This is a genomic window from Pseudomonas sp., from assembly GCF_036404235.1.
Taxonomy (GTDB): Bacteria; Pseudomonadota; Gammaproteobacteria; order Pseudomonadales; family Pseudomonadaceae; genus Aquipseudomonas.
Genome location: NZ_DASWOT010000202.1, coordinates 35219 through 58577 on the forward strand (window position 1 = coordinate 35219; position 23359 = coordinate 58577).

At 58.6% G+C, this 23359-nt stretch carries 19 protein-coding genes; 10 read left to right on the top strand and 9 right to left on the bottom strand.

The features are described from left to right. Positions 1-34 precede the first annotated feature (34 nt). Positions 35-1654: a glucan biosynthesis protein D gene (locus VGC62_RS25285; RefSeq protein ID WP_331189809.1), complete on the bottom strand. Its 1620-nt coding sequence runs from the start codon at positions 1652-1654 to the stop codon at positions 35-37. Positions 1655-2089: 435 nt separating this feature from the next. Beyond that, the gene (lpdA, locus tag VGC62_RS25290) at positions 2090-3490 is read right to left on the bottom strand and encodes a dihydrolipoyl dehydrogenase (protein WP_331189810.1); all 1401 of its coding nucleotides are present in this window, start codon (positions 3488-3490) and stop codon (positions 2090-2092) included. Positions 3491-3835: 345 nt separating this feature from the next. Between lpdA and VGC62_RS25295 the strand changes: the two genes are divergently transcribed. The 5 genes from VGC62_RS25295 to cfaB all read left to right on the top strand — a co-directional run bounded on the left by VGC62_RS25295 (position 3836) and on the right by cfaB (position 11325). Continuing rightward, positions 3836-5794, top strand: a complete 1959-nt coding sequence (locus VGC62_RS25295) for a protease modulator HflK (RefSeq protein ID WP_331189811.1) — start codon at positions 3836-3838, stop codon at positions 5792-5794. A 26-nt stretch (positions 5795-5820) separates the two neighbouring features. After that, positions 5821-6852 carry a protease modulator HflC gene (locus VGC62_RS25300; protein WP_331189812.1) on the top strand — a complete coding sequence of 344 codons (1032 nt, stop codon included), beginning with the start codon at positions 5821-5823 and terminating at the stop codon, positions 6850-6852. Further along, complete coding sequence (locus VGC62_RS25305; RefSeq protein WP_331189813.1) at positions 6849-7934, top strand: protease modulator HflK; 1086 nt, start codon at positions 6849-6851, stop codon at positions 7932-7934. Before VGC62_RS25300 ends, VGC62_RS25305 begins: the two co-directional genes overlap by 4 nt. After that, positions 7931-9868, top strand: a complete 1938-nt coding sequence (locus VGC62_RS25310) for a cation-translocating P-type ATPase (protein ID WP_331189814.1) — start codon at positions 7931-7933, stop codon at positions 9866-9868. Before VGC62_RS25305 ends, VGC62_RS25310 begins: the two co-directional genes overlap by 4 nt. A gap of 275 nt (positions 9869-10143) precedes the next feature. After that, on the top strand, positions 10144-11325 hold the full coding sequence (gene cfaB, locus VGC62_RS25315) for a C17 cyclopropane fatty acid synthase CfaB (protein WP_331189815.1): 1182 nt from the start codon (positions 10144-10146) through the stop codon (positions 11323-11325). A 288-nt stretch (positions 11326-11613) separates the two neighbouring features. On the opposite strand, the gene cls is transcribed toward cfaB, so the two are convergent. Beyond that, positions 11614-13053 carry a cardiolipin synthase gene (cls, locus tag VGC62_RS25320; protein WP_331189816.1) on the bottom strand — a complete coding sequence of 480 codons (1440 nt, stop codon included), beginning with the start codon at positions 13051-13053 and terminating at the stop codon, positions 11614-11616. A 170-nt stretch (positions 13054-13223) separates the two neighbouring features. On the opposite strand from cls, the gene VGC62_RS25325 reads away from it, so the two are divergent. Together VGC62_RS25325 and VGC62_RS25330 are read left to right on the top strand one after the other, a co-directional pair. Next, on the top strand, positions 13224-13745 hold the full coding sequence (locus VGC62_RS25325) for a DUF3617 domain-containing protein (protein ID WP_331189817.1): 522 nt from the start codon (positions 13224-13226) through the stop codon (positions 13743-13745). Positions 13746-14014: 269 nt separating this feature from the next. Further along, complete coding sequence (locus VGC62_RS25330) at positions 14015-15241, top strand: N-acetylmuramoyl-L-alanine amidase (RefSeq protein WP_331189818.1); 1227 nt, start codon at positions 14015-14017, stop codon at positions 15239-15241. A 345-nt stretch (positions 15242-15586) separates the two neighbouring features. Here the strand turns inward: VGC62_RS25330 and VGC62_RS25335 are convergent, their stop codons facing one another. Next, complete coding sequence (locus VGC62_RS25335; RefSeq protein ID WP_331189819.1) at positions 15587-15982, bottom strand: glutamine synthetase; 396 nt, start codon at positions 15980-15982, stop codon at positions 15587-15589. A gap of 87 nt (positions 15983-16069) precedes the next feature. Between VGC62_RS25335 and zigA the strand changes: the two genes are divergently transcribed. Next, on the top strand, positions 16070-17272 hold the full coding sequence (gene zigA / locus VGC62_RS25340) for a zinc metallochaperone GTPase ZigA (protein ID WP_331189820.1): 1203 nt from the start codon (positions 16070-16072) through the stop codon (positions 17270-17272). A 19-nt stretch (positions 17273-17291) separates the two neighbouring features. Here zigA and VGC62_RS25345 read toward each other — a convergent pair whose 3' ends face one another. Beyond that, positions 17292-17660, bottom strand: coding sequence for an NADH:ubiquinone oxidoreductase (locus tag VGC62_RS25345; protein ID WP_331189821.1), 369 nt, complete (start codon positions 17658-17660; stop codon positions 17292-17294). A 54-nt stretch (positions 17661-17714) separates the two neighbouring features. On the opposite strand from VGC62_RS25345, the gene VGC62_RS25350 reads away from it, so the two are divergent. Continuing rightward, positions 17715-18686 (top strand): CobW-like GTP-binding protein, encoded by a 972-nt coding sequence (locus VGC62_RS25350; RefSeq protein WP_331189822.1) that lies wholly within the window; start codon positions 17715-17717, stop codon positions 18684-18686. Between the two features lie 4 nt (positions 18687-18690). Here the strand turns inward: VGC62_RS25350 and VGC62_RS25355 are convergent, their stop codons facing one another. Together VGC62_RS25355 and VGC62_RS25360 are read right to left on the bottom strand one after the other, a co-directional pair. Then, complete coding sequence (locus VGC62_RS25355) at positions 18691-19083, bottom strand: DUF3301 domain-containing protein (RefSeq protein WP_331189823.1); 393 nt, start codon at positions 19081-19083, stop codon at positions 18691-18693. A gap of 135 nt (positions 19084-19218) precedes the next feature. Next, complete coding sequence (locus VGC62_RS25360) at positions 19219-19704, bottom strand: acyl-CoA thioesterase (RefSeq protein WP_331189824.1); 486 nt, start codon at positions 19702-19704, stop codon at positions 19219-19221. A gap of 309 nt (positions 19705-20013) precedes the next feature. Here VGC62_RS25360 and VGC62_RS25365 point away from each other — a divergent pair, with 309 nt between their 5' ends. Continuing rightward, on the top strand, positions 20014-21777 hold the full coding sequence (locus VGC62_RS25365; protein WP_331189825.1) for a cation:proton antiporter: 1764 nt from the start codon (positions 20014-20016) through the stop codon (positions 21775-21777). Positions 21778-21810: 33 nt separating this feature from the next. Here the strand turns inward: VGC62_RS25365 and VGC62_RS25370 are convergent, their stop codons facing one another. Both VGC62_RS25370 and VGC62_RS25375 read right to left on the bottom strand, forming a co-directional pair. Further along, positions 21811-22218 (bottom strand): SMI1/KNR4 family protein, encoded by a 408-nt coding sequence (locus VGC62_RS25370; RefSeq protein WP_331189826.1) that lies wholly within the window; start codon positions 22216-22218, stop codon positions 21811-21813. A gap of 133 nt (positions 22219-22351) precedes the next feature. Continuing rightward, positions 22352-23200, bottom strand: a complete 849-nt coding sequence (locus VGC62_RS25375; RefSeq protein WP_331189827.1) for a Tim44 domain-containing protein — start codon at positions 23198-23200, stop codon at positions 22352-22354. Between the last annotated feature and the right edge of the window lie 159 nt (positions 23201-23359).

Below are 23359 nucleotides of genomic sequence, written 5' to 3' on the forward strand. Positions count from 1 at the left end.
TCCCACTGCATGCCTGCAGTGGGAACGAGCTCGATCAGGTGTACCGACGCTTCTCAGGCGCTGGCGGGAAGTACTGATACAACCAGGTTTCACTCAAGGTGCGGTCGCCGGTCTTGATGAACATGCGCATCTCGACCGGGTCCACGCCATCGCCGGTCGGGTACCAGTCAAAGGTCACGCGAAAGCCTTTGATGTCCGGCAGCACGAGCACGTTGAAGTCCTGCACCTTGCCATTGGAAACCGTCACCACCGGCTCGATGCTTGAACCTTCCGGCAGCCGGTCGATGCCGCCGCCTTTGAAATCCACGGCAAAACGACGAGCCCAGACATCCGGGTAATGCTCGCCCGGTGCCCAGCCTTCGATGAAACCACCCATGCCCGAGCGCGTGGCGGCGACTTGCGCCAACGACGTGCTGACGGGCGGCAGCGGGCTCCAATACAGTTTGTAGCCGTAGTTCAGCGACATGCCGGCCTTGACCGGCTGCTTTGGGTTCCAGAACGCGACGATGTTATCCAGTGTCTCGCCGGTTGTGGATAACTCCAACAGATCGATGGAGCCCTCGCCCCATGCGGTAGTGGGTTCTACCCACAGGCTTGGACGGCGGTGATACCAGTCGACGGTGTCCTGATAGGTTTTAAAATCATGGTCCGTCTGTACCAGGCCGAAGCCTTTGGGGTCCTTATCGCTGAAGGCGTTGAATTGCAGCTTGGCCGGGTTGTTCAGGGGGCGGCAGATCCATTCACCGTTGCCGCGCCACATCGCCAGGCGGTCGGAGTCGTGAATTTCCGGGTGGATCGTGTCGCACATGCGGCGCTCATGGGTGCCACAGCTGAACATACTGGTCATGGTGGCGATCCCCAGTTGTTCAATGTCGGCGCGGGCGTTGATGTGCGCATCGATGTCCATCACCACGCGATCGGCCTGGCAATCGATATCAAAACGGTACGCGCCGGTGGCGCTCGGCGAATCCAGCAGCGCATAGACCACAAAGCGCGTGGCATCTTTGGTCGGCTTCTCGAACCAGAACTGGGTGAAGTCGGGGAATTCCTCCTGGCGTTTGGCGTAGGTGTCGATCGCCAGACCGCGCGCCGACAGGCCGTATTGCTTGTTGCTGTCGATGGCGCGGAAGTAGCTGGCGCCCAGGAACGAGAGGATGTCATTAATGGCGATTTCAGGCGCCTTGAACAGCTTGAACCCGGCAAAACCCAAGTCGCCCTTGAGCTGAGCCTTATCGACGCCACTGGCTTCGTAGTTGAACAGCGCGGGGCGGAAATGCACCTCGCGGGCCTGTTTGGTCGCGGGATCGACACTGTACATGCGCACAGGCGTCTTGAAGCCTGCGCCGACGTGGAAAAAATGCACGTCCAGCTGGCCTTTGACGTCATTCCAGAGCGAGTGTCCGGCGTCGTACTTGATGGCATTGAACTGCTGAGGCGTCATGTTAGCCAAGGTCGGCGGTAGCGTTTGTTTGGTGCTGACGTACGGCTTGCCGGCCAATTGCTTGGCGTTGTCTTGTAAGGTTTTAAAATCGAAGTGCTCGATTTCGCCATCTGCCGCTGCGGCCAATGCACGTGCAGCGTAAAGCCCTGCGGCTGGCAAAGCGCTATAGGCGGCCAGTGCCACGGATGCTTTCAGGAGATTCCTGCGATTCATAAGGTGAAGCCTCTGAAGAAATGCTGTGCCTTCCTGCACGAAAAAGTGCGCTTTCCCAATCCTTGTCGAACGCAAATTACCAACAAACAGATAACAATCTCGGCATCTTGTTCGCAAATGGGAAAAATAAATCGTTTCAGGGGGCGACTTAGAGCCTTCAGAGTATCTACAGCAGGTCTACTGCTGTGCTGAAAGCATCCGCCAATGGCCCGCCGAGACGGACGGGGCGCAGTTCAATCTGTAGGAGCCAACTTGTTGGCGAGGCGTCCAACGTGGTGTGCCTGAGACACTGTCTCGCGAACAAGTTCACTCCTACAACGGGTCAACTGCTGTGTTGAAGATATCCGCCAATGGCCCGCCGAGACGGATGGGGCGCAGTTCATGGGGGTTCAGGGCCAGAACGCACTGTAGCCATCGCGAGTTTGCGGCGCGTCTTTACGCTTGCGTCGTATGCCCGCCCACCGCCATCGCCGCCTGACGCAAGGCCTCGGAGCGCGTCGGGTGTGGGTGGCAGGTCAATGCGATGTCTTGCGCCGAGGCGGCGAACTCCATCCCCACGCAATACTCGGCAATCATCTCGCTGACGCTTGGCCCAACAAGGTGGACGCCCAGGATCTCGTCAGTCGTCTCATCGGCCAGCACTTTGGCGAAGCCTTCGCTTTCGTGGTTGACCTTCGCCCGGCTGTTGGCGCTGAACGGGAATTTACCGACCTTATAGGCGCGACCTTCTGCCTTCAGTTGTTCCTCGGTCTTGCCAACGCTGGCCAACTCCGGTCGGGTATAGATCACGTTCGGAATCAGGTTGTAATTGAGCTCGCCCTTCTTGCCAACGATGTGCTCCACGCAGACCATCGCTTCGTCTTCGGCCTTGTGCGCCAGCATCGGACCCGAGGTCACGTCACCAATCACCCAAATACCGTCCACCGAGGTGCGATGCCCTTTGTTCTCCAGTATCCCGCGCGCGTTCACGTCCAGGCCGACGGTTTCCAGGCCCAGCCCTTTAGTCACAGGGCGGCGGCCGATAGACACCAGCACGTAATCGGCTTCGATGGTTTGGGCTTCACCGCCTGTGGCGGGCTCGACAGTCAGCTTGACGCCTGTCTCGCTGGCAATCGCTGAGGTGACCTTGGCGCTGAGTTTGAAGTCGATACCCTGGCGCGACAGCGAGCGATGCAGCGTTTTGCCTGCTTCCAGATCGCTGCCATGGGCGACATGATCGAGAAATTCCACCACTGTCACTTTGGCGCCGAGACGCCTCCAGACCGAACCCAACTCCAGGCCGATCACGCCGGCACCAATCACCACCAGATGCTTGGGCACTTCGCTCAACGACAGCGCGCCGGTCGAATCCAGAATACGTTTGTTGTCGATGGTCACACCCGGCAACGGGGTGGGTTCGGAGCCTGTGGCGATGATGATGTCTTTGGCGGTCAGCTCGGTTTCTACGCCTTGCGCGTCCTTGACGATCACCTTGCCGGGACCGGCAATGCGGCCCCAGCCCTTGATCCAGTCGGCTTTGTATTTGCGAAACAGAAATTCGATGCCCTTGGTGAGCGCTGTCACGCTCTCGCCTTTCTGCGCCATCATTTGCGCCAGGTTCAGCGTTGGCGTGACCTCGATGCCGAGCTTCTTGAACTCATCGCCAGTCGCAGCTTCGTAGAGCTCAGAGGCATGCAGCAAAGCCTTTGAAGGAATGCAGCCAACGTTCAGACACGTACCTCCAAGTGTTTCACGGCCCTCGACACAAGCGACTTTCAAACCCTGCTGCCCCGCGTGAATGGCCGCGTTATAGCCGCCTGGACCGCCACCGATGATTACAACGTCATAGCTACTCATTGAGCTGCTCCTATAGGAAAAATCGACAATGGAGGGAAGCGTAGACCGCTCTGGGGAAATGTTCTGAGAGATCAGTCAGCGATTAAAATTACGATCATAATTTCTACGCGAAAGCAGTTGCGGTCAAGCGACGAGCATTTAAAGGGCGCTTCAATCAAACCTGTCTACTGCCTGTCTGACTCAAAAATTCAGTTCAGTCGATATTGCTCACCACACGAAAATTTCACCATTTTTGTTATACCGTAACGTCTCTCATGCAACTATGTTTCGGCGTGTGGCTCATACAAGGCCGTAAACGTAGAGGACGGACGATGGATACAGCATTCAGCAGGTTCTGGGGTGTCGATGCGGGTTGATTTGGATGTTGAGGATTGCGCTCTGGAGGGGCTACCACGTTTTCAGCGCGCGTCGTTTCAAGCGCGACGTCTGGCACGGCTGACGTACCTGATTGGTGGCCTGGGCGTGTTTGGGCTGGTGGTGTCGCTGTTCGTCGATCTGTTCTCTCCCAATTCGTTGTGGACGGCGGTGCTGACCAACTCAGCCGCGAGCTTTCTGCTGCTCGCAGCGGGATTGCAGTCAGCGCAGGTGGTCGCGTCGTGGCGAGCCCAGGCAATCGCTGTCGTTGAATCAGTCGAGGGGCCGGTCGCTGACGCGCCGATAGACGATCAAGTCGAAACCGGCTGGTACGACCGTCTGCTGGCACGCATCGGTGGGCGTGGGGCGTCGATGGTTGCACTGATTGGCTTGCCGACATTCTGGCTCGCGGGCTGGGCACTGGCATCGCTGATCAGCATCGAGATGATTTGGAACACCTCGCTGCCTGGCACTGACCTGACCCAGGCAGGCAACCTCGTTGGCGGTCTGTTGTTGCTCATGGCATTCGGTTTGCTGGTGCTGGAGCGCCAATTAAGTAATGAGCCCGCGACTAACTGGCCCGAGGCCGATCAACTGGCGCAATTGACCCGCGTGGTCATTGGCGTCTTGTTGATCGGCGCGTTGTGCCTGTTTTTCTCGTCATCCGAGCGCATCTGGCCGGCGCGTGTTGCGGTCTTGATCGGCCTGTTGCCGGGCCTGGTCGCCCTGGAGTTGTTGATTCGCGCGGTGCTGTCGGTGTTCAGCCCCCGCAACGAGCGTGTCGAGCCGCGTCTGATGGCGAGCAGTTTCGTCGCCGGTTTGCTGCGCTGGCCGCCACAGCCGTTGGTGGCGCTGCAGCATGAATTGCACAACCGCTTCGGCATCGACCTGCGCCAGATCTGGGCGTTTACCTACATGCGCCGTGCATTCTTGCCGGTGCTGGCAGTGATCGTGGCACTGGGTTGGGCGCTGAGCGGCGTGCATGAAGTCCCGATGCAGGGGCGCGGTATCTACGAACGTTTCGGCAAGCCGGTCGAGGTGCTCGGTCCAGGCTTGCATGCGGGTTTGCCGTGGCCGTTTGGCCGAGTATTGGCAGTGGAGAACGGCGTAGTCCATGAATTGGCGACCAGCGTTTCCGAGGCCAGCGCTACCGAACAAGTGTTGGACCCGGCTGAAGGACCACCGCCCGCCATCGCCAACCGCTTGTGGGACGCCAGCCATGTCAACGACAAGTCTCAGGTGATCGCCAGCAGCACCGGCGACAAGCAGAGCTTTCAGATCGTCAACATGGACGTACGCTTCGTTTACCGCATCGGTTTGACCGACGAAGCCGCGATGGCCGCGACCTACAACAGCGCCAACGTCGTGAGCCTGATTCGCAGCACGGCCAGCCGCATATTGGTCCACGATTTTGCTTCGCGCACGCTGGATGAATTGCTCGGCGAGCAGCGCACCGATCTTGCCGCCGACATCGGCAATGCCGTGCAGCGCGACCTTAAAAAGCTCGACAGCGGCGTGGAAATTCTCGCCACCGTGGTGGAGTCGATTCACCCGCCAGCCGGTGCGGCCAATGCTTATCACGCCGTGCAAGCGGCGCAGATCAGCGCTCAAGCGTTGATCTCCCGCGAGCGTGGCGCCGCGGCTGATCAGGCCAACCTGGCGCAATTGCACGCCAGCGTGGCTCACGATCAAGCCGTCGCGGACTCGCGTGAGGTCATGGCTACCGCGCAGGCCGCAGACTTGCGTTTCAGCGCCGAGCGCCAGGCGTATGCCAAGGCCGGTCAGGCGTTTGTGCTGGAGCAATACCTGACGCAGCTCACCCAGGGTTTGCAGCATGCCAAATTGCTGGTTCTCGATCATCGGTTGGGCGGCACCAGCGCGCCGACCATCGATCTACGTACGTTCACGTTACCGGCCGACCCTGCGGCGCCGAGCAAAATAGCTGAGTAGCAAGCGGCTGAATAAGGAGTCGTCTCTTGAGTTTGTTTCATTCACACGATCACCACGACCACTCGGGTCACGACCACGGTCACGCAGGGCACCATCACGGCCATCAGCACGGCGAAGCGTCCGGCCCCGTCGGTTTCCCATGGCGCCGTTCGGCCCTCGCAGCCCTATTGATCGCTTTCGCGGTGGCCGCTGCGAGTCTGGTTCAGGTGCGTTCCGGCGAAGCCACGGTGGTCACGCGTTTCGGCAATCCGTCGCGGGTGCTGCTCGATCCGGGCTTGAGCTGGCGCTGGCCGGCGCCATTCGAGGCGACGATCCCGGTCGACTTGCGCCTGCGTACCACCTCCAGCGGCTTGCAGGATGTCGGCACCCGCGATGGCTTGCGCATCATCGTTCAGGCGTATGTGGCCTGGCAGGTGCAGGGCGACCCAGACAACGTGAAGCGCTTCATGCGCGCGGTGCAGAACCAGCCCGATGAAGCGGCGCGGCAGATTCGCACCTTTGTCGGCTCGGCGCTGGAAACCACGGCCGCCAGCTTCGATCTGTCGAGCCTGGTCAACACCGATGCCAGCCAGGTACGCATCGCTGACTTTGAAAACCAACTGCGCCAGCAGATCGATCAGCAATTGCTCGCGACCTATGGCGTGCGGGTGCTGCAAGTGGGGGTCGAGCGTCTGACATTGCCATCGGTGACACTCAACGCGACGGTGGATCGGATGCGTGCCGAGCGCGAAACCATCGCCACCGAGCGCACGGCGATTGGCAAGCGCGAAGCGGCGCAGATTCGCTCTGCCGCCGAACGTGATGCACGTATCGTCGAAGCCGACGCCACGGTGAAAGCTGCCGACATCGAAGCGCAATCGCGGGTCGAAGCGGCGCAGATTTACGGCCGTGCTTATGCCGGATCGCCGCAGCTGTACAACCTGCTGCGCTCGCTGGACACGCTCGGTACGGTCGTGGGCCCCACCACCAAGCTGATCCTGCGAACGGACGCCGCGCCATTTCGTGTGCTGGTCGATGGCCCGCCGACGCTGGACGGCAAGGTCGGAACCCAACCATGAGCGAGCATGATTCGCCAGCGATAAGCGATTTAACAGTGGCTGAGCGCCCGGTGGTCAATAGTCCGTGGTTGCAGGCCAGTCGCCTGGCCTTTCTCGGTTTGTACGCAGTCACGGTGCTGGCGGCCCTGGGCTGGGCGGCGTCCAACGTACGTCAGATCGATCCGCAGAACCGCGCCGTGGTGTTCCGCATGGGGGCTCTGGATCGTGTGCAAAACGCCGGTTTGCTGATGGCCTGGCCGCAGCCGTTTGAACAGGTGGTGCTGCTGCCCTCGGCGGATCGGGTGATCGAGCGTCACGTCGAAACCCTGCTGCGCTCATCGACTGCATTGGCGGCGGACAAGGTAGCCAGCTTTGCCACGCCGATGAGCGATGCGCTGGCGGGCTCGGGTTTCCTGCTGACGGGCGACGCGGGTGTCGTACAGCTGGATGTGACCGTGTACTACAAGGTCACCGACCCCAGGGCGTTCGTGCTGCAAGGTGAACATGTGCTGCCAGCGCTGGATCGTCTTGTTACTCGCAGCGCCGTGGCACTGACTGCGGCGCGGGATCTGGACACTATTCTGGTAGCGCGACCGGAGTTGGTCGGCGCCGACAGCCAGTCGGCTGAGCGGCGCGAACGCTTGCGCGGCGATTTGGTTCAAGGCATCAATCAGCGCCTGAGCGAGCTGACCGCCACCGGCGTCGGTATTGGCATCGAAGTCGCACGGGTCGACGTGCAATCGAGCCTGCCGACCGCAGCCGTTAACGCTTTCAACGCGGTGCTGACCGCCAGCCAGCAAGCCGATCAAGCGGTCGCCAACGCGCGCACCGACGCCGAAAAACTCAATCAAACCGCCAATCAACAGGCCGACCGCACACTACAGGTCGCGCACGCACAAGCCTCTGAGCGATTGGCGAAGGCACAAACCGACACCGCGACGGTGAGCGGTCTGGCGCAGTCGATTCAAGACAAGAGCGACCCTGGTTTGCTGCAGCGAATCTACCGCGAGCGCGTGCCAAAAATATTGAATCAGGCCGGTTCGGTGACGACGGTTAATCCCAAAGACGATTCCCGCCTGATCATTCAGGGAGCAGATAAATGAGTGGCGAAGCCGTTCACATCCACGCGCAAACCGCAGCGCCGGGCAACATGCTGAGTGGCGCCGAACAGCGCAGTGCTGCGCGGCAACTGACCCTGGCCATGCTCGCGCTCGGCCTCTTGGCGTTGGGGTTGGTCTGGCGTTTCTTTGCGCCCGAGCAGGTTGGTGTCAGCCAGTTGCTGCTGGGCGCAGCATCATTGCTGGTGGCGATTCCGGTGGTCAGCGCCGGTTGGCACAGCCTGCGTTACCCAAGCCTGCACGGGATCACCGATCAACTGATTGCCCTGGCGATGCTGGGCGCCTGGGCCACCGGCGATCTGATGACCGCAGCCTTGTTGCCGATCATCATGATTTTCGGCCACGTACTGGAAGAGCGCAGCGTCATCGGTTCGCAGGAGGCGATTCAGGCGCTGGGCAAGCTCACGCGCAGCCATGCCCGGTTGGTGACTGCCGACGGCAGCATCCGCGAGGTCGATAACGGCACGCTGGTGGCGGGCGATGTGGTTGAGGTCCGCGCCGGTGACCGAGTGCCGGCTGATGGCAGGGTGATTTCCGGGCAGGCCAGTCTCGACACCGCGCCGATCACCGGCGAGTCGGTGCCGCTGGAGGCGAGGGCCGGGATGGAGGTGTTCGGTGGTGCGATCAACCTCGATGGCCTGCTGAGGATTGAGGTCACGCGCATCGGCAATGAATCGACACTGGGCAAAGTCATCGCCCTGATGCAAAGCGCCGAGCGCTCGAAGCCGCCGATTACCCGTCTACTGGAACGCTACGCTGGCAGCTACATGGTGCTGGTATTGTTGATCGCAGCGGTGACCTGGTTCATCACCAACAATGCACAAGCGATGCTCGCCGTGTTGGTTGCCGCTTGCCCGTGTGCGTTGGTGTTGTCTGCGCCTGCCACCGCCATTGCCGGTATTGCAGTGGCGGCGCGGCACGGCATTCTGATCCGCAGTTCGGCGTTCCTGGAAGAGCTGGCCGACCTGACGTCGCTGGTTGTGGACAAAACCGGGACGCTCACGTTTGGTAGCTTGCGCCTGCAATCGGTCCAGGCAGTGAATGCTGAGTCGCAGGGTGTGCTGACATTAGCCGCCAGCCTTGGGGCAGCGAGCAGCCATCCGGTCAGCCGTGCCTTGGCATTGCTTGTGGATAAAGATCAATGGCTGCCACTGGAAGACATTCGCGAGCGTCAGGGGCTCGGAGTCGTCGCCCAGACGTCGCAGGGCGAGGCGGCGTTGGGGCGGCCTGAGTTGTTCGAGCAATTAGGCATCACCACGACGCCGGTACCCAACCATGACGGTCCCATTGCCGGTCTGGCCGTGGATGGTGTGTTCCTCGCTTGGTTGTTGTTGGCCGACAGCCTCAAGCCTGAAGCGCGTCAGGCGCTGGCCGAGTTGCGCGCGCTGGGGATGGGCCGTCAGTTGCTGCTGACCGGCGACCGACAAAGCGTGGCAGACAGCGTTGCTCATGAGGTAGGTATCAGCGACATCGAAGCCCAGGCCTTACCCGAAGACAAACTCAATCGGGTGATGGGCGAAATCAAAAGCGGGTTTCGGCCCATGGTCGTGGGCGACGGCATCAACGATTCGCTGGCGCTAAAGGCTGGCGTAGTGGGCGTTGCGATGGGTGCAGGCGGGGCGGATATCGCCTTGGCATCGGCGGACATCGTGTTGATCGGCAGCGACCTGCGCCGGCTCGGTACGTGTGTGCGTTTGAGTCGCCAGTGTCGGCACACGTTGCAAGTCAACGTGATCATCGGCCTGGGCTGGACCCTTGCGATTGTGGCGCTCGCAGCGTTTGGCGTTTTAGGCGCAGCCGGGGCAATGATTGCGGCGGTATTGCACAACCTCAGTACGTTGCTGGTGCTGGGCAATGCTGGTCGCTTGCTGCGCTTTCACGAACCGATCGCAAAATTTAATAATCCTCCCCACGCCTGATAATCCGGTGCTTTGTCTGAAAGCGCCGGGCTAGAGGCCGTCCCTAAGTATAAGAATTTGCTTGAGCTTTGAAGAACTCTGTTACAAATTATTGGTCAGTCATGAAGAGGGTGCTCCATCGCAGGCATCAAATTGGCTCGAATTCCGGGATACAGGCGTACCCGGAAAGCAGATTCATGCAGTTTTTCTAACCAGCCGATCGCCTGAAGGTTCCCTACGCCGGAACCGGTTTTGGACTACCCTTTTCTGAGTTCTGGACCAGGGGGGGCTTCTCAATGTTCGCGCAACTACCACCGGCTTTACAGAATCTTCACCTGCCGCTTCGGCTGAAACTCTGGGATGGCAATGAGCTGGACCTTGGGCCTGAGCCAAGCGTCACCATTGTCGTCAAAGATCCTCTGTTGGTTTCAGGATTCACCCGGCCCAGCCTTGATTTGCTGGGCAGTGCATTCGTTGAGGGGCGGCTTGAGCTTGAGGGCTCAATCAGCGAAGTGGTGAGAGTGTGCGATGAGCTGAGCAAAGCGCTGGTGGAGGAGGACGACAGTCTTCCTGTGCGCACCGAGCACGACAAGGCAACCGACGCTGCGTCCATTTCCTATCACTACGATCTTTCAAACGCGTTTTATCAGCTCTGGCTCGACAAGGAGATGGTTTATTCCTGCGCCTATTTCAAGACGGGCAACGAGACGCTGGAGCAGGCGCAGCAAGACAAACTCCATCACCTGTGCCGCAAGCTGCGGTTGCAGCCCGGTGAGTACTTGCTGGACGTTGGCTGCGGTTGGGGCGGGTTGTCGCGATTTGCCGCGCGCGAATACGGCGTAAAGGTGTTCGGCATCACCCTGAGCCGCGAGCAGTTGGCGTTGGCGCAGGAACGAGTAAAGGCCGAAGGGCTGGAAGATCAGGTCGAACTGCAATTGCTCGATTATCGTGATTTGCCGCAGGACGGTCGCTTTGACAAGATCGTCAGCGTCGGCATGTTCGAACACGTTGGTCATGCCAACCTCGAGCTGTACGCCAAATGCTTGTTCGGTGCGGTGAAGGAGGGCGGCCTGGTGATGAACCATGGCATCACCGCCAAGCACACCGATGGGCGTCCGGTGGGACGCGGCGCCGGGGATTTCATCGACCGCTATGTGTTTCCAAACGGTGAGTTGCCACACCTGTCGATGATCACCGCATACCTCAGCGAGGCAGGCCTTGAAGTGGTCGACGTGGAGAGCCTGCGTTTGCATTACGCCAAGACGCTGGATCACTGGAGCGCGCGACTTGAGGCGAAACTCGACGTAGCGGCTGCGATGGTGCCTGAACAGGCGCTACGTATCTGGCGTTTGTATCTGGCGGGCTGTGCTTATGCCTTCTCGCAAGGTTGGATCAATCTGCATCAGATCTTGGCGGTGAAACCGCTGGCCGATGGCAGTCATAACTTGCCGCTGACGCGAGAAGATATTTATCGCTGAGGTCTTCTGGCCCTGAACCCCCATGAAGGAGCTGGGCTTGCCCCGCGACCGGCGGGGAACCCGTCGTAAACTTGCGCACAGTGTGTGACAGGCAGACCGCGTACACCGGGTTTACTGTCGCTGCGCGCCAGGTCGCGGGACAAGCCGCACTCCTACAGTTCGTTCTGGCGCTGACCCGCCATGTAGAGGCTGGGCTTGCCCGCGAAGGCAGTGGACCTCGTTGAGAGCAGGCTGAATGCACTGACCTCATTCGCGGGCACGCCTCGCACCTCGCGAACACTTTGCGGCTCACAAAATCGGTGATATCAGTCGCGCAATCCGCATCCCCAAATGCTGCAAACGGTGGGTCTCGCGACTTTCCTCAATCGACAATTCGTGCGCCAGGGCAAAGTCCGCGTTGAGCATGTTCTCCACCTGACGGGCGAAATCCTCGTCCACTGTCAGTAGCATCAGTTCAAAGTTCAGGCGGAAGGATCTGTTGTCCATGTTGGCGCTGCCGATAGCAGTGATTTCGCTGTCGACCAGCACCACCTTCTGATGCAAGAAGCCCGGCTCATACCGAAAAATTCTCACTCCCGCCCTGACGGCCTCAAAAGCGAACAGGCTGGACGCGGCATACACCACGTAATGATCCGGCCGGGAGGGCAGCAGAATGCGCACGTCTACGCCGCGCAAGACCGCCAGAAGCAGCGCTGCGGACACGGCTTCATCGGGGATGAAATAGGGCGTGGTGATCCACACCCGCTGGGTCGCCGCGTGAATCGCTTCGACGAAGAACAATGAGCAGGTTTCCTGAGGGTCAGCCGGCCCGCTGGCGAGAAACTGACACAGCACGCCATCTTCCGGATAGGACTCAGGCAGGATCAGCGGCGGCAGTTCGCGTGTTGCCCAAAACCAGTCTTCGGCGAATGACTCCTGCAGGCACGTTACTACTGGCCCGACGATCGCCACATGGGTGTCGCGCCAGGGGGCGAGCGGCGGTTTAAGCCCGAGGTATTCATCACCAACGTTTAACCCGCCGACAAACCCTGTTTCGCCATCCACAACCACGATCTTGCGATGGTTGCGAAAGTTGATCTGGAAACGATTGAGCCAGCCGCTGCGTGTGGCGAAGGCTTTGATCTGCACACCGCCTGCGCGGAGTTTTTCGGTGTAACTGGCCGGCAAGGCATGGCTGCCGATGCGGTCATACAGCACGTGAATCGCCACGCCCTCGGCGGCCTTCTCCAGCAGTAAATCCTGTAAACGTCGGCCCAGGCCATCGTCGTGGATGATAAAAAATTGCACCAACACAGCCTGCTTCGCCTTACGGATCGCGTCGAAGATCGCGCTAAACGTCGCATCGCCGTTGACCAGTAGCTTGACTTCATTATTGGCCAGGCACGGCATGCGTCCCAACTTGGGCATGGCCCGTAGCGAATCGTAAGCTTCGGACCGCCGCGCCGCGACAGCCTCTTCGACCCATGGGCGCCAGTTCAAATCGACAATCGCGTCGCGCATTTCCCGGTTGGCCTGACGGCGCGCCTTGATGTACGCATCGAACGAGCTGCGACCAAAAACCAGGTAAGGAATCAGCGTGACATACGGGATGAAAATCAACGGCATGGCCCAGGCAATAGAACCCTGAGCGGTGCGCACCGTCAATAAAGCGTGGATTGCGGCTATGATGCCGAGCAGATGAGTGAAGCCGATGACATAGCCGAAGAAATACGGGCTGTGATAATCCATGCGCAACCTTGCTCCGAGCTTTTTAGTCACTAACAGACCACAGTGAGCAGGGATTGTCGCTATTTTATTCGCGGTGCAACTGGTAACCCGGTTCGTCGTCTAAGCGTCATTGTCTGGCGGCTGGTACAGGCCAGGTTCAAACTGCTTGGGCACACAAGGAAATACATAAAATGAAAAAGCGCTTCATGGCGTTGATGGTTTGTTTGGCAGCGCCTTTTGCACAGGCACAGGTGCTGCAGCCTGGATTATGGGAACTGACGTCGAGCAACATGCAGGTGGATGGTCAGCAGATGCCGGACATGCAAGTCATGCTCAACCAGTTGCAACTGATGGCGCCGCAGCAGCGCGCTGCAATGGAGCAAATGCTGGAGAAACAAGGGGTTACGCTGGGTGGGAAGGGTGTTCGCGTTTGTCTGACTCCAGAACAAGTGAAAAATGAACAGATTCCGCTGCAGGACCCCAAATCAGGTTGTACGCAACAGATCACCGAGCGCAATGGCCCTAATTGGAAGTTCAAGTTCAGTTGCGCTCGCGCCCAAGGCACTGGTATTGCACAGTTCCTCAGTGATCGTGAGTTCAACACCCATGTGATTGGCTCGTTCAATGCGACGAGACAACAGCAGAATGGCAGCATGGACACCCGCGCAGTGTGGCTCGGCCAGCAGTGCGGCACGGTTAAACCCAGGACCTGAAGCAACGCCCTCACAAAACAAAACGCCCCAACGATTGGGGCGTTTTGCTGTGTGGTGGGGGTACATGGATTCCTGTCGTTTCATGTTCCACGTGGAACATCTTGTTGTTTCACCTAGGTTTTTCCCTGCTAGGCCACACTTCAACGGTATCGAAAACTTCACAAAAACCCTCAAAAGCTTCATCTTTGGCTGTCGACTGGCATGTTATACAGTAACCATTAACACATCTGTCCACCTGAGACGGGATGCTCGATTTTTCGGGACATGCCATGCATCGACGTCAAATGCTGCTCAATATGCTGCTGGTCAGTGCCGCTTTAGCGCTGCCGTTCAACGTCAGTGCTACCCAGATCCGAAATGCCCGGCTATGGCGTTCAGATAACAAGTTGCGGCTGGTGTTTGATCTGAGCGGGCCGGTCCAATACAAGACCTTCACGTTGAGTGCGCCTGAACGAATCATCATCGACTTCAGCGGTGCGCGGCTTGAAGGTAACTTCAATCAGTTGGTACTTGAAAATACCCCGATCAAAGCGATCCGCTCCGGCCACTTCGGTCAGGGTGACACGCGTATCGTGTTGGAACTGGCGTCGGCAGTTGAACTCAATAGCTTTGTGCTCGGCCCGCAAGGTTCACAGGGCAATCGATTGGTGCTGGATTTAGACACTGTTGCCCATGCGCCGGTACAACAACTGGCCGCTGCGCCGCTGGTGAAGCCTGCTCCGGTGCCGGATAAAAACCATTCCAAGCGCGACATCATGGTGGTGGTCGATGCAGGGCATGGCGGCAAGGACCCCGGCGCAATCGGCTCCAAAGGCGAGCGTGAGAAAGATGTGGTGCTGTCGATTGCGCAATTGTTGGCCAAGCGCTTGAAGCGTGAAAAGGGCTTTGACGTGCGATTGGTGCGCAACGATGACTTCTTCGTACCACTGCGTAAACGCGTGGACATCGCCCATAAGTACAACGCTGATATGTTCATCTCGGTCCACGCCGATGCCGCGCCACGCCTGACAGCATCCGGTGCATCGGTGTTTGCGCTGTCAGAAGGTGGCGCGACATCGGCGACCGCTCGCTACATGGCGCAGCGTGAGAATGGGGTCGATCTGCTGGGCGCCACCAGCCTGCTCAACCTAAAGGATAAAGACCCGATGCTCGCTGGTGTGATTCTCGACATGTCGATGAGCGCGACAATCAATGCCAGCCTGCAACTGGGCAATACGATACTCGGCAGCCTGCAGGGCATCACCGATTTGCACCAGAAGCGCGTTGAACAAGCCGGATTTGCGGTGCTCAAGTCGCCGGACGTGCCGTCGATTCTTGTCGAAACCGGCTTCATTTCCAATGCCAGGGACAGCCAGCGCCTGGTCACTGCTCGCCATCAGCAGGCGGTGGCAGATGGGTTGTTCGAGGGCATGAAGCAGTACTTTGAGCGTAACCCGCCGGTAGGGTCTTATGTGGCGTGGCGGCAGGATGAAAAGCGCGGGCAAGCACAGGTTTGACGGACGACGCCTGATCTTCGTCGTTGCCGCTCGGCTAACTGGAGCTTGGGCTGTTGCAGACCAGAGCGCGATGTTGTTTGTGATACTGATCGCAGCCTTCGGCAGCTCCTACATCGGCGGGCCATGGTGGTCGAGACCGCAGAACGCAGTTCAATTGGGCAACCGCCACGTTGAAGACATCCGCCAATGGCGCGCAGCAGCGGGCTATCGTGGTCGAGGCCGCAGAACGCAGAACGCAGTTCAATCTGTAGGAGCCAACTTGTTGGCGAGGCGATCAACGCGGTGTGTCTGAAGCGCCGCCTCGCGACCAAGTTCGCTCCTACAGTTTTTGCGTCAGGGTGAAATTCACCGGCACCCCATCAACCTGTCGCAAGTGACTTTGCTGTGCGCACCATTCGAGCTGGACAAGCGAGTAACGCTCGTCCAACCCACCCGCCGTACCCATCCCACCCAGACCTCCCCGTCTGAAGCGACGCCGGTGAAGAACGTCAGTTGCCCATAACGGCTGTTGGTCTGTGCCCACCATCGATTACCTGGTGCTTCGTAGCCGCGCATGAACATTGTTGTGCCAGACATCGCCACGCTGTAGCTGTTGCCATAGGCATCCAGACACGCCAGCAGCAATGCGCTGCGTGTACACAGCGCTTGCTCCGCACGGATTGAAGGTGGCGCTGCGACCACCTGCGTGCTTGCCGCCATGAGCAACAGCAACACGCTGACAAAATCAAAAACATGACGCATGTAGGAACTCTTGAAAAAAAGTAGCAGTTTTGTGTTGTTATACTATAACGTAAAAAACACCTGAACCTGCTACCTGATGAGACCTCCATGAACCGCCTCCCTGTCACCGTCCTGTCCGGCTTTCTCGGCGCCGGCAAAAGTACGCTGCTCAATTATGTACTGCGCAATCGCGACAACTTACGCGTCGCCGTCATCGTCAATGACATGAGCGAAATTAACATCGACGGCGGCGAAGTGCAGCGCGACGTCAGCCTCAATCGCGCCGAAGAAAAGCTCGTGGAAATGAGCAACGGCTGCATTTGCTGCACGCTGCGTGAAGACCTGCTGGAAGAGGTCGGCCGTTTGGCCAAGGACGGGCGCTTCGATTATCTGTTGATTGAGTCCACCGGCATCTCCGAGCCGTTACCTGTGGCCGAGACCTTTACCTTTCGCGACGAAGACGGGCAAAGCCTGGCCGATGTCGCGCGCCTGGACACCATGGTCACGGTCGTCGATGGCATGAACTTTTTGCAGGATTACCAGGCTGCAGAAAGCCTGGCCAGCCGTGGCGAAACGCTGGGCGAGGAAGACGAGCGCTCTATCACCGACCTGCTGATCGAGCAGGTCGAATTCGCCGATGTGATCCTGATCAGCAAGATCGATTTGATCAGCTCCAGTGAGCGCATGGAATTGATGGCGATCCTACAGCGACTCAATGCCCAGGCCGAAATCATCCCAATGGTCATGGGCGAGGTGCCGCTGGCGAAAATCCTCGACACCGGGCGTTTCGATTTTGAGCGTGCCGCTCAGGCGCCGGGCTGGCTCAAGGAGTTACGCGGTGAACACACCCCGGAAACCGAGGCGTACGGTATCGCGTCCACGGCCTACCGAGCGCGTCGACCGTTTCACCCGCAGCGGTTCTTTAACTTCGTTAACGCTGAGTGGCAGAACGGCAAGCTGCTGCGCTCCAAAGGCTTTTTCTGGTTGGCCAGCAGGCATCAGGACGCAGGTAGTTGGTCGCAGGCGGGTGGGTTGATGCGCCATGGTTTTGCCGGTCGTTGGTGGCGCTTCGTGCCCAAGGCACATTGGCCGCAAGACGAGGAAGACACCCAGGCCATCATGAAAAACTGGACATCACAGACTGGCGATTGCCGTCAGGAACTGGTGTTCATCGGGCAGAACATGGACTTTGAGCGGCTGACCGCTGAACTCAATGACTGCCTGCTGACCGATGCGGAGATGGCGCTGGGGAGCGAAGGCTGGCGCCTGTTGCCCGACCCGTTCGGCGACTGGCACGAAGTTGCGGCATAAGCGCCGCTGGAGGTGATCATTAAGGTTTCCAGGTGCCCTTGCTCTGCTGTTCGCAAAACGGCTTGAGGAACGCCGCGTCACTGGCAACGCCGTAATAGTGAATATTCTGGCGATAGGGCATATTGGCGACTTGTGCGTTGCTGCATTGGCCAAACGAGCCTGAAGGGCATTGCTCGGAGAACGTGACGTCGACTTTCTGACCTTTGAGCTGCGGCTGGCAAAAGCCATCGTGGAACAGGTTCGGCGGTATGGTGAGATTTTCCTGGCAGACCTGCACGTCGACCCGATCCGACTGACTGTGTACCAGGCAGGCCTCGGCCAAGGCCTCACTCGACATGAACGCCAACAGCACTAACGCCAGCCGCGTGGGCAGCCAGATTGCTCGCATTGATTACCTCCGTCTGCGCTCATGTACGAGAGCGACCTCCAAGAATGGCCCGCCATGCTGCAGAACATTCCGACTCATGTCATTGCTGGCCCATTGGGGGCTGGCAAGACCAGTCTGATCAAACACCTGATGTCGCAGAAGCCGCCTGGCGAGCGCTGGGCGATTTTGATCAACGAGTTTGGCCAGATCGGTCTGGACGCGGCACTGCTGACCACGGCTGAGGATGGTATCGCACTTGGCGAGGTCGCTGGAGGGTGTCTGTGCTGTGTCAACGGCGCGCCTTTTCAGATCGGTTTGGGCCGTTTGCTGCGCAAGGCGCGGCCGGACAGGCTCTTCATCGAGCCCTCGGGGTTGGGTCATCCGGTGCAACTAATGGCGCAGTTGCAACAAGCGCCGTGGATTGGCGTGTTGTCATTGCAGCCAAGCGTCATGGTGCTCGACGCCGCTGCACTTGCGGCCGGTCAACCGTTGCCGCCGAGCCAGCAGGACGCGATCACCCATGCCGGTTTGCTGGTACTCAACAAATCCGCTGGTTTGCCAACCCAGGCGCGTGAAGCCGTGAGACGGCAGTTGTCCAACCGAGCGTTTTTCTGGACCGAGCAAGGTGTACTGGCACTCAACCAACTGCCGGGCATTGAAGCGCACGCCAGTGCATCTGTGGATAACTTCGTGCCGCCGAAGACATTAGCGCAGATGCCAGCAGTCTGGAGCGATCCGCGCGTGCCGATTTGCTTGAGCCACGCTCAGCCAGAAGGCTGGAGCATTGGCTGGCGCTGGCATCCCGGACAGCGTTTCGTTGCGACAAAAATTGAGGGTTGGCTGAAAAGCCTGAACTGGCGCCGCGCCAAGCTGGTTATCCACAGCGAAGCGGGATGGGTCTCAGGCAATGCGCTGGACGGTGGCGATATCGTCTGGTCGAGCAGCGAGTGGCGACGGGATTCGCGACTGGAACTGATTTTCGCAGCACCGCAGAACGCTCAGGCGTTGCAGGCAGGGCTGACTGCCTGCGTGCTTGAAGACGCCTAGCGGCCTACTGCTTCCACTTGTTGTGCGCTTGCCGCCATTGATCCATTTCGATGATTTCAGCGGTTTTGGGTGGCGTCTTGATCTCGAATGGATACGGCGCCAGCTCGATCTGTGCGGTGTGCGCACCGAACATCGTGATCGTGCCAGGGTGTCGCTGTTCGCCGGTCACGGTGAACTCAAAGTTGTACACCCGCGCCAGTCGCTTGCGGCCTTCGTTGTCGCGCTTGAAGGTGATGCGGCGCAACGCCACGTTGCCATCGAGTAGTTCGATGTCGAGTTTGGCGCAATGCTGTTTCACACGCTCCAGTGCGCGCTCACGCAAGCCATGGGAGTGCCATAGCCACGCGGCGCCGGTCAGTAGCAGCATCAGGACGAATATATTGCCCAGGGTCAGCATGAAAGGAGCGCTCCAGCAGAGGACATCCAGCTTAACTGCCACAGGTGACTGTCAGCCATAGTCCTCTCACAAATAAGGTCGGCATTTTGTGGCGTTTATTTGTGACGAGGCTATTTTAGGTCGCGCACGACGCGATCAAATCGACTCTTCCTTGATCTCCTGATAACGCTTTTCCAGCTCCTGACGAATCTGCCGACGATGCTGCGCCTGGATGAAGCGGCGTTTGTCTTCGCTGGTTGTCGGGGTCAATGGCGGAACACCAGCAGGTTTGCGCTGATCGTCCACGGCCACCATGGTGAAGAAACAGCTGTTGGTGTGGCGCACCGAACGCTCACGGATGTTCTCCGTCACCACCTTGATGCCGACTTCCATGGAGGTATTGCCGGTGTAGTTCACCGATGCGAGGAAGGTCACCAGCTCACCGACATGAATCGGCTCGCGAAAAATCACCTGATCCACGGACAGGGTCACCACATAGCGGCCTGCATAACGGCTCGCGCAGGCGTAGGCCACTTCGTCGAGGTACTTGAGAAGGGTGCCCCCATGCACGTTGCCAGAGAAGTTGGCCATGTCCGGGGTCATCAATACAGTCATCGATAGTTGGGCGTTTCCGGGTTCCATAGCGCTCTCACGGTCAAGTTGGGTCGAGTGATGCACCTCAGGTGGGTGCTTGATTCAGAGCTGGCAATAGAAACCAGCAATATCGGGACGCTGATGGACGATCTGCCGTCACGCCGGCGTCCTATCTGTTTCCATATATTGCACTGGCTTTATCAATGAATGTGCAGTGTTAACCTGCAAAAACCTACGGATCAGGTATTTCCGACAATTCAATCAGACAACTCCCTGCCGATTTAGAGAGGTTTCTCTCAATGTGCGTCGGCTAGCAGGTTGAGACGGACGCTTTCATCGACCCCAAGGAGCCACGCTATGCATGCCATCAGTTTCATCCAGGACTTGGCAGTCATCATGCTGGTGGCGGGTGTAGTGACGGTGCTGTTTCATCGCCTGAAACAACCTGTGGTGTTGGGCTACATCGTCGCCGGCTTCATCATTGGCCCGCACACGCCACCCGTGGGGCTGATTCACGATGAGGGCACGATCAAAACGCTGGCCGAGCTGGGTGTGATTTTCCTGATGTTCTGCCTGGGCCTGGAGTTCAGCCTGCGCAAACTGTTCAAGGTCGGTGCAACGGCCTTCATAGCGGCCTTTCTTGAAATCACCCTGATGATCTGGATCGGCTACAAAATCGGTCAGTTTTTCGGCTGGAAAACCATGGATTCGCTGTTTCTTGGCGCGATCCTGGCGATTTCCTCAACGACTATCATCGTCAAGGCGCTCAATGACTTGAAGATGAAAAACCAGCGCTTTGCGCAGCTGATATTTGGTGTGCTGATCGTCGAGGACATTCTCGGCATCGGCATCATCGCGCTGCTGTCGGGCATCGCAGTCAGCGGTACGGTTAGCTCTGGAGAGGTATTTTCCACCGTCGGCAAACTGTCGCTGTTCATGATCGTCGCGCTGGTGATCGGGATTCTGTTGGTGCCGCGTCTATTGGCTTACGTGGCCAAATTTGAAAGCAACGAGATGTTGTTGATCACCGTACTGGGCCTGTGTTTTGGCTTTTGTCTGTTGGTGGTCAAGCTTGAATACAGCATGGTGCTGGGCGCGTTTCTCATCGGTGCGATCATGGCCGAGTCAAAGCAGTTGGTAAAAATTGAGCGACTGATCGAACCCATTCGCGACATGTTCAGCGCTATCTTCTTCGTGGCTATCGGTTTGATGATCGACCCGGCCATTCTCCTTGATTACGCCTGGCCAATTGCCGTGATCACTGTCGCAGTGGTGCTGGGCAAGATGCTGTCCTGCGGGATTGGCGCGTTTATCGCGGGCAACGATGGCAAAACATCGCTTCGCGTGGGGATGGGGCTGTCTCAGATCGGCGAGTTTTCGTTCATTATCGCGGCACTGGGGATGACCCTGCAGGTGACCAGCGATTTTCTTTATCCGGTGGCAGTGGCGGTGTCGGCGATTACCACATTACTCACGCCGTACCTGATTCGCTCGGCCGACCCGTTATCCCACAAGCTGGGCCGCGTGATGCCGGCAAGGGTGGCACGGGTTTTCGGCATGTACGGCGAATGGTTGCGCAGCATCCAACCGCAAGGGCAAGGTGCGTTGTTGGCCGCGATGATCAGGAAAATTCTGCTGCAGGTTGGCGTCAATCTGGCGCTAGTGGTTGCGATCTTCTTTTGCGGTGCTTATTTCGCTGAACGCATTGGTGATTACCTCACCGAGTGGATCAGTGAGGCAGGTCAGCAAAAAGCCTGGATTTGGGGTGCCGCGTTGCTGTTGTCGCTGCCATTTTTAATCGCGGCGTATCGCAAGCTCAAGGCGTTGTCGATGCTGCTGGCGGAAATGGGCGTCAAGCCGGAAATGGCCGGACGCCACACCGAGCGCGTTCGGCGGGTGATCGCCGAAGTGATCCCGCTACTGTCGCTGTTGGTTATTTTCCTGCTGCTGGCGGCGCTGTCAGCGAGCATCCTGCCGACCAGTGAGTTGCTGATACTGATCGTGGTGGTCGCGTCCATAGTGGCCGCCGTGCTGTGGCGTTGGTTCATCCGCGTGCATACGCGCATGCAGGTTGCCTTGCTGGAAACGCTCGGCAATCATCAGGAGCCTTCAGAGCATTGACTCCTCGGGCCGCTGCAATGGCTTGCGGTGGCCTCAGCTTTCCAGCCAGACGTCTCGCGCCCAGTGCCATACCGATTCCCAGCTTTCTTCGGTGACCAGTTCTTCTTCGCCAGACCAGAGTACGACCGTGCCGTCTTCTTCAACGCAGTAGTAGTCTTCGCCGTCCTGACAGATCGGGATCAGCTCGCGCGGCACGCCGATGTCCCAGGCGCTTGCGGCCACTTCCGGCAAGTAGGTATGCGAGCCGGGGTCAGTGACGGTGACAGGCTCGAGGCTGCCGTAAACGACGTCGCTGACGGTCAACAAAAATTCCTTGAAGACGAAAGGAATGTTGATGAACAGCTGTTCTTCGATTTCGACCAGTTGGTCTTCATCCGGCAGTTCCAGGGGGACTGGAACCGGCTCGTTTGCTTCACGCAGTTGCTCGATGACTTCTTCCACGATGTGGATCCTCTAACGGGTTGGCGCGGGTTATACAGTAGCTCAAAGGGGTTCTCAAATTAACCGTTCATCTGGCAAAAAATAAAAAACCCCGGACATGTCCGGGGTTCGAGTGTTGCTAGTGTGACGCGGCTCAGCCGTTCTGGCGGATACCGGCTACCAGCCAAGGCTGGTTGTCGCCAGGTGCGCGCTCCATGTTCCAGCTTTCGCTGAAAGCTTCACCTTGATCGAAGCGCGACGTCTTCGAAATACCGGAGAAGGTCAGGGTCGCGATGGTCTTCTCGGCGCGGTCATCTACACCGTCGAGTTGTACGTTCAGGTTATCGATGTAAGTCGACTGGAAGCCTTCACCCAGATCAGCACGTTCTTTTTTCAGGAACTGCAGCATTTGTGGGGTCACGAACTCGGCGATCTTGTCCATTTCGTTTGCGTCCCAGTGCTGTTGCAGCGACTGAAAGTGCGAGCGAGCGGCTTCAAGGAAGCGTTGTTCATCGAACCAGGCAGGTGCCTGAATCACAGGGCGGGCAGAAGCTGCAGAACCGCCGAACATCGCGTTGTTCTGCGCAGGTGGCTGCTCAAAGGCTTCACGCTGGAACGGTGCGCCAGCAGGTGCGACCTGTGGCTGTTGCTTGCGACGACGCGCGGCGATGAAGCGGAAGATCAGGAAGGCAATGACCGCCATGATCAGGATGTCGAAGAACTGCATGCCCTGGAAGCCGCCGCCCATGAACATCGAGGCCAGCAGGCCACCCGCTGCGATACCGGCCAATGGGCCGAGCCAGCGAGAAGCGCCGCCTGCGGCAGCCGCTGGAGCACCAGCAGCGTTAGGTGCGGCAGAAGGAGAGGAAGGGGCAGTCTGACGCGCCTGGTGACTTGGCGCCGAGCCCATGCTCTTGCCACCACCAAAGCGCGCAGCGCTGGCATCCAGACTCATGGTGAGTCCGATGACCAGCGCCAAAGCGATGCTTAGAAAACGTTGCATATGGGAATTCCCGTTTGTGGATTGCACGCGCGCCATGTTGCACAGCACTTGGGCATCTGGCTAGCAGCCAAGTGTTTCCGGCTTTTGCGTGATCTTTCCGAAGGCCTGTATTACTTGGGCTGTAGGTTGTTGAAAAAAGTTCTGTAGGAAAGATGGGGG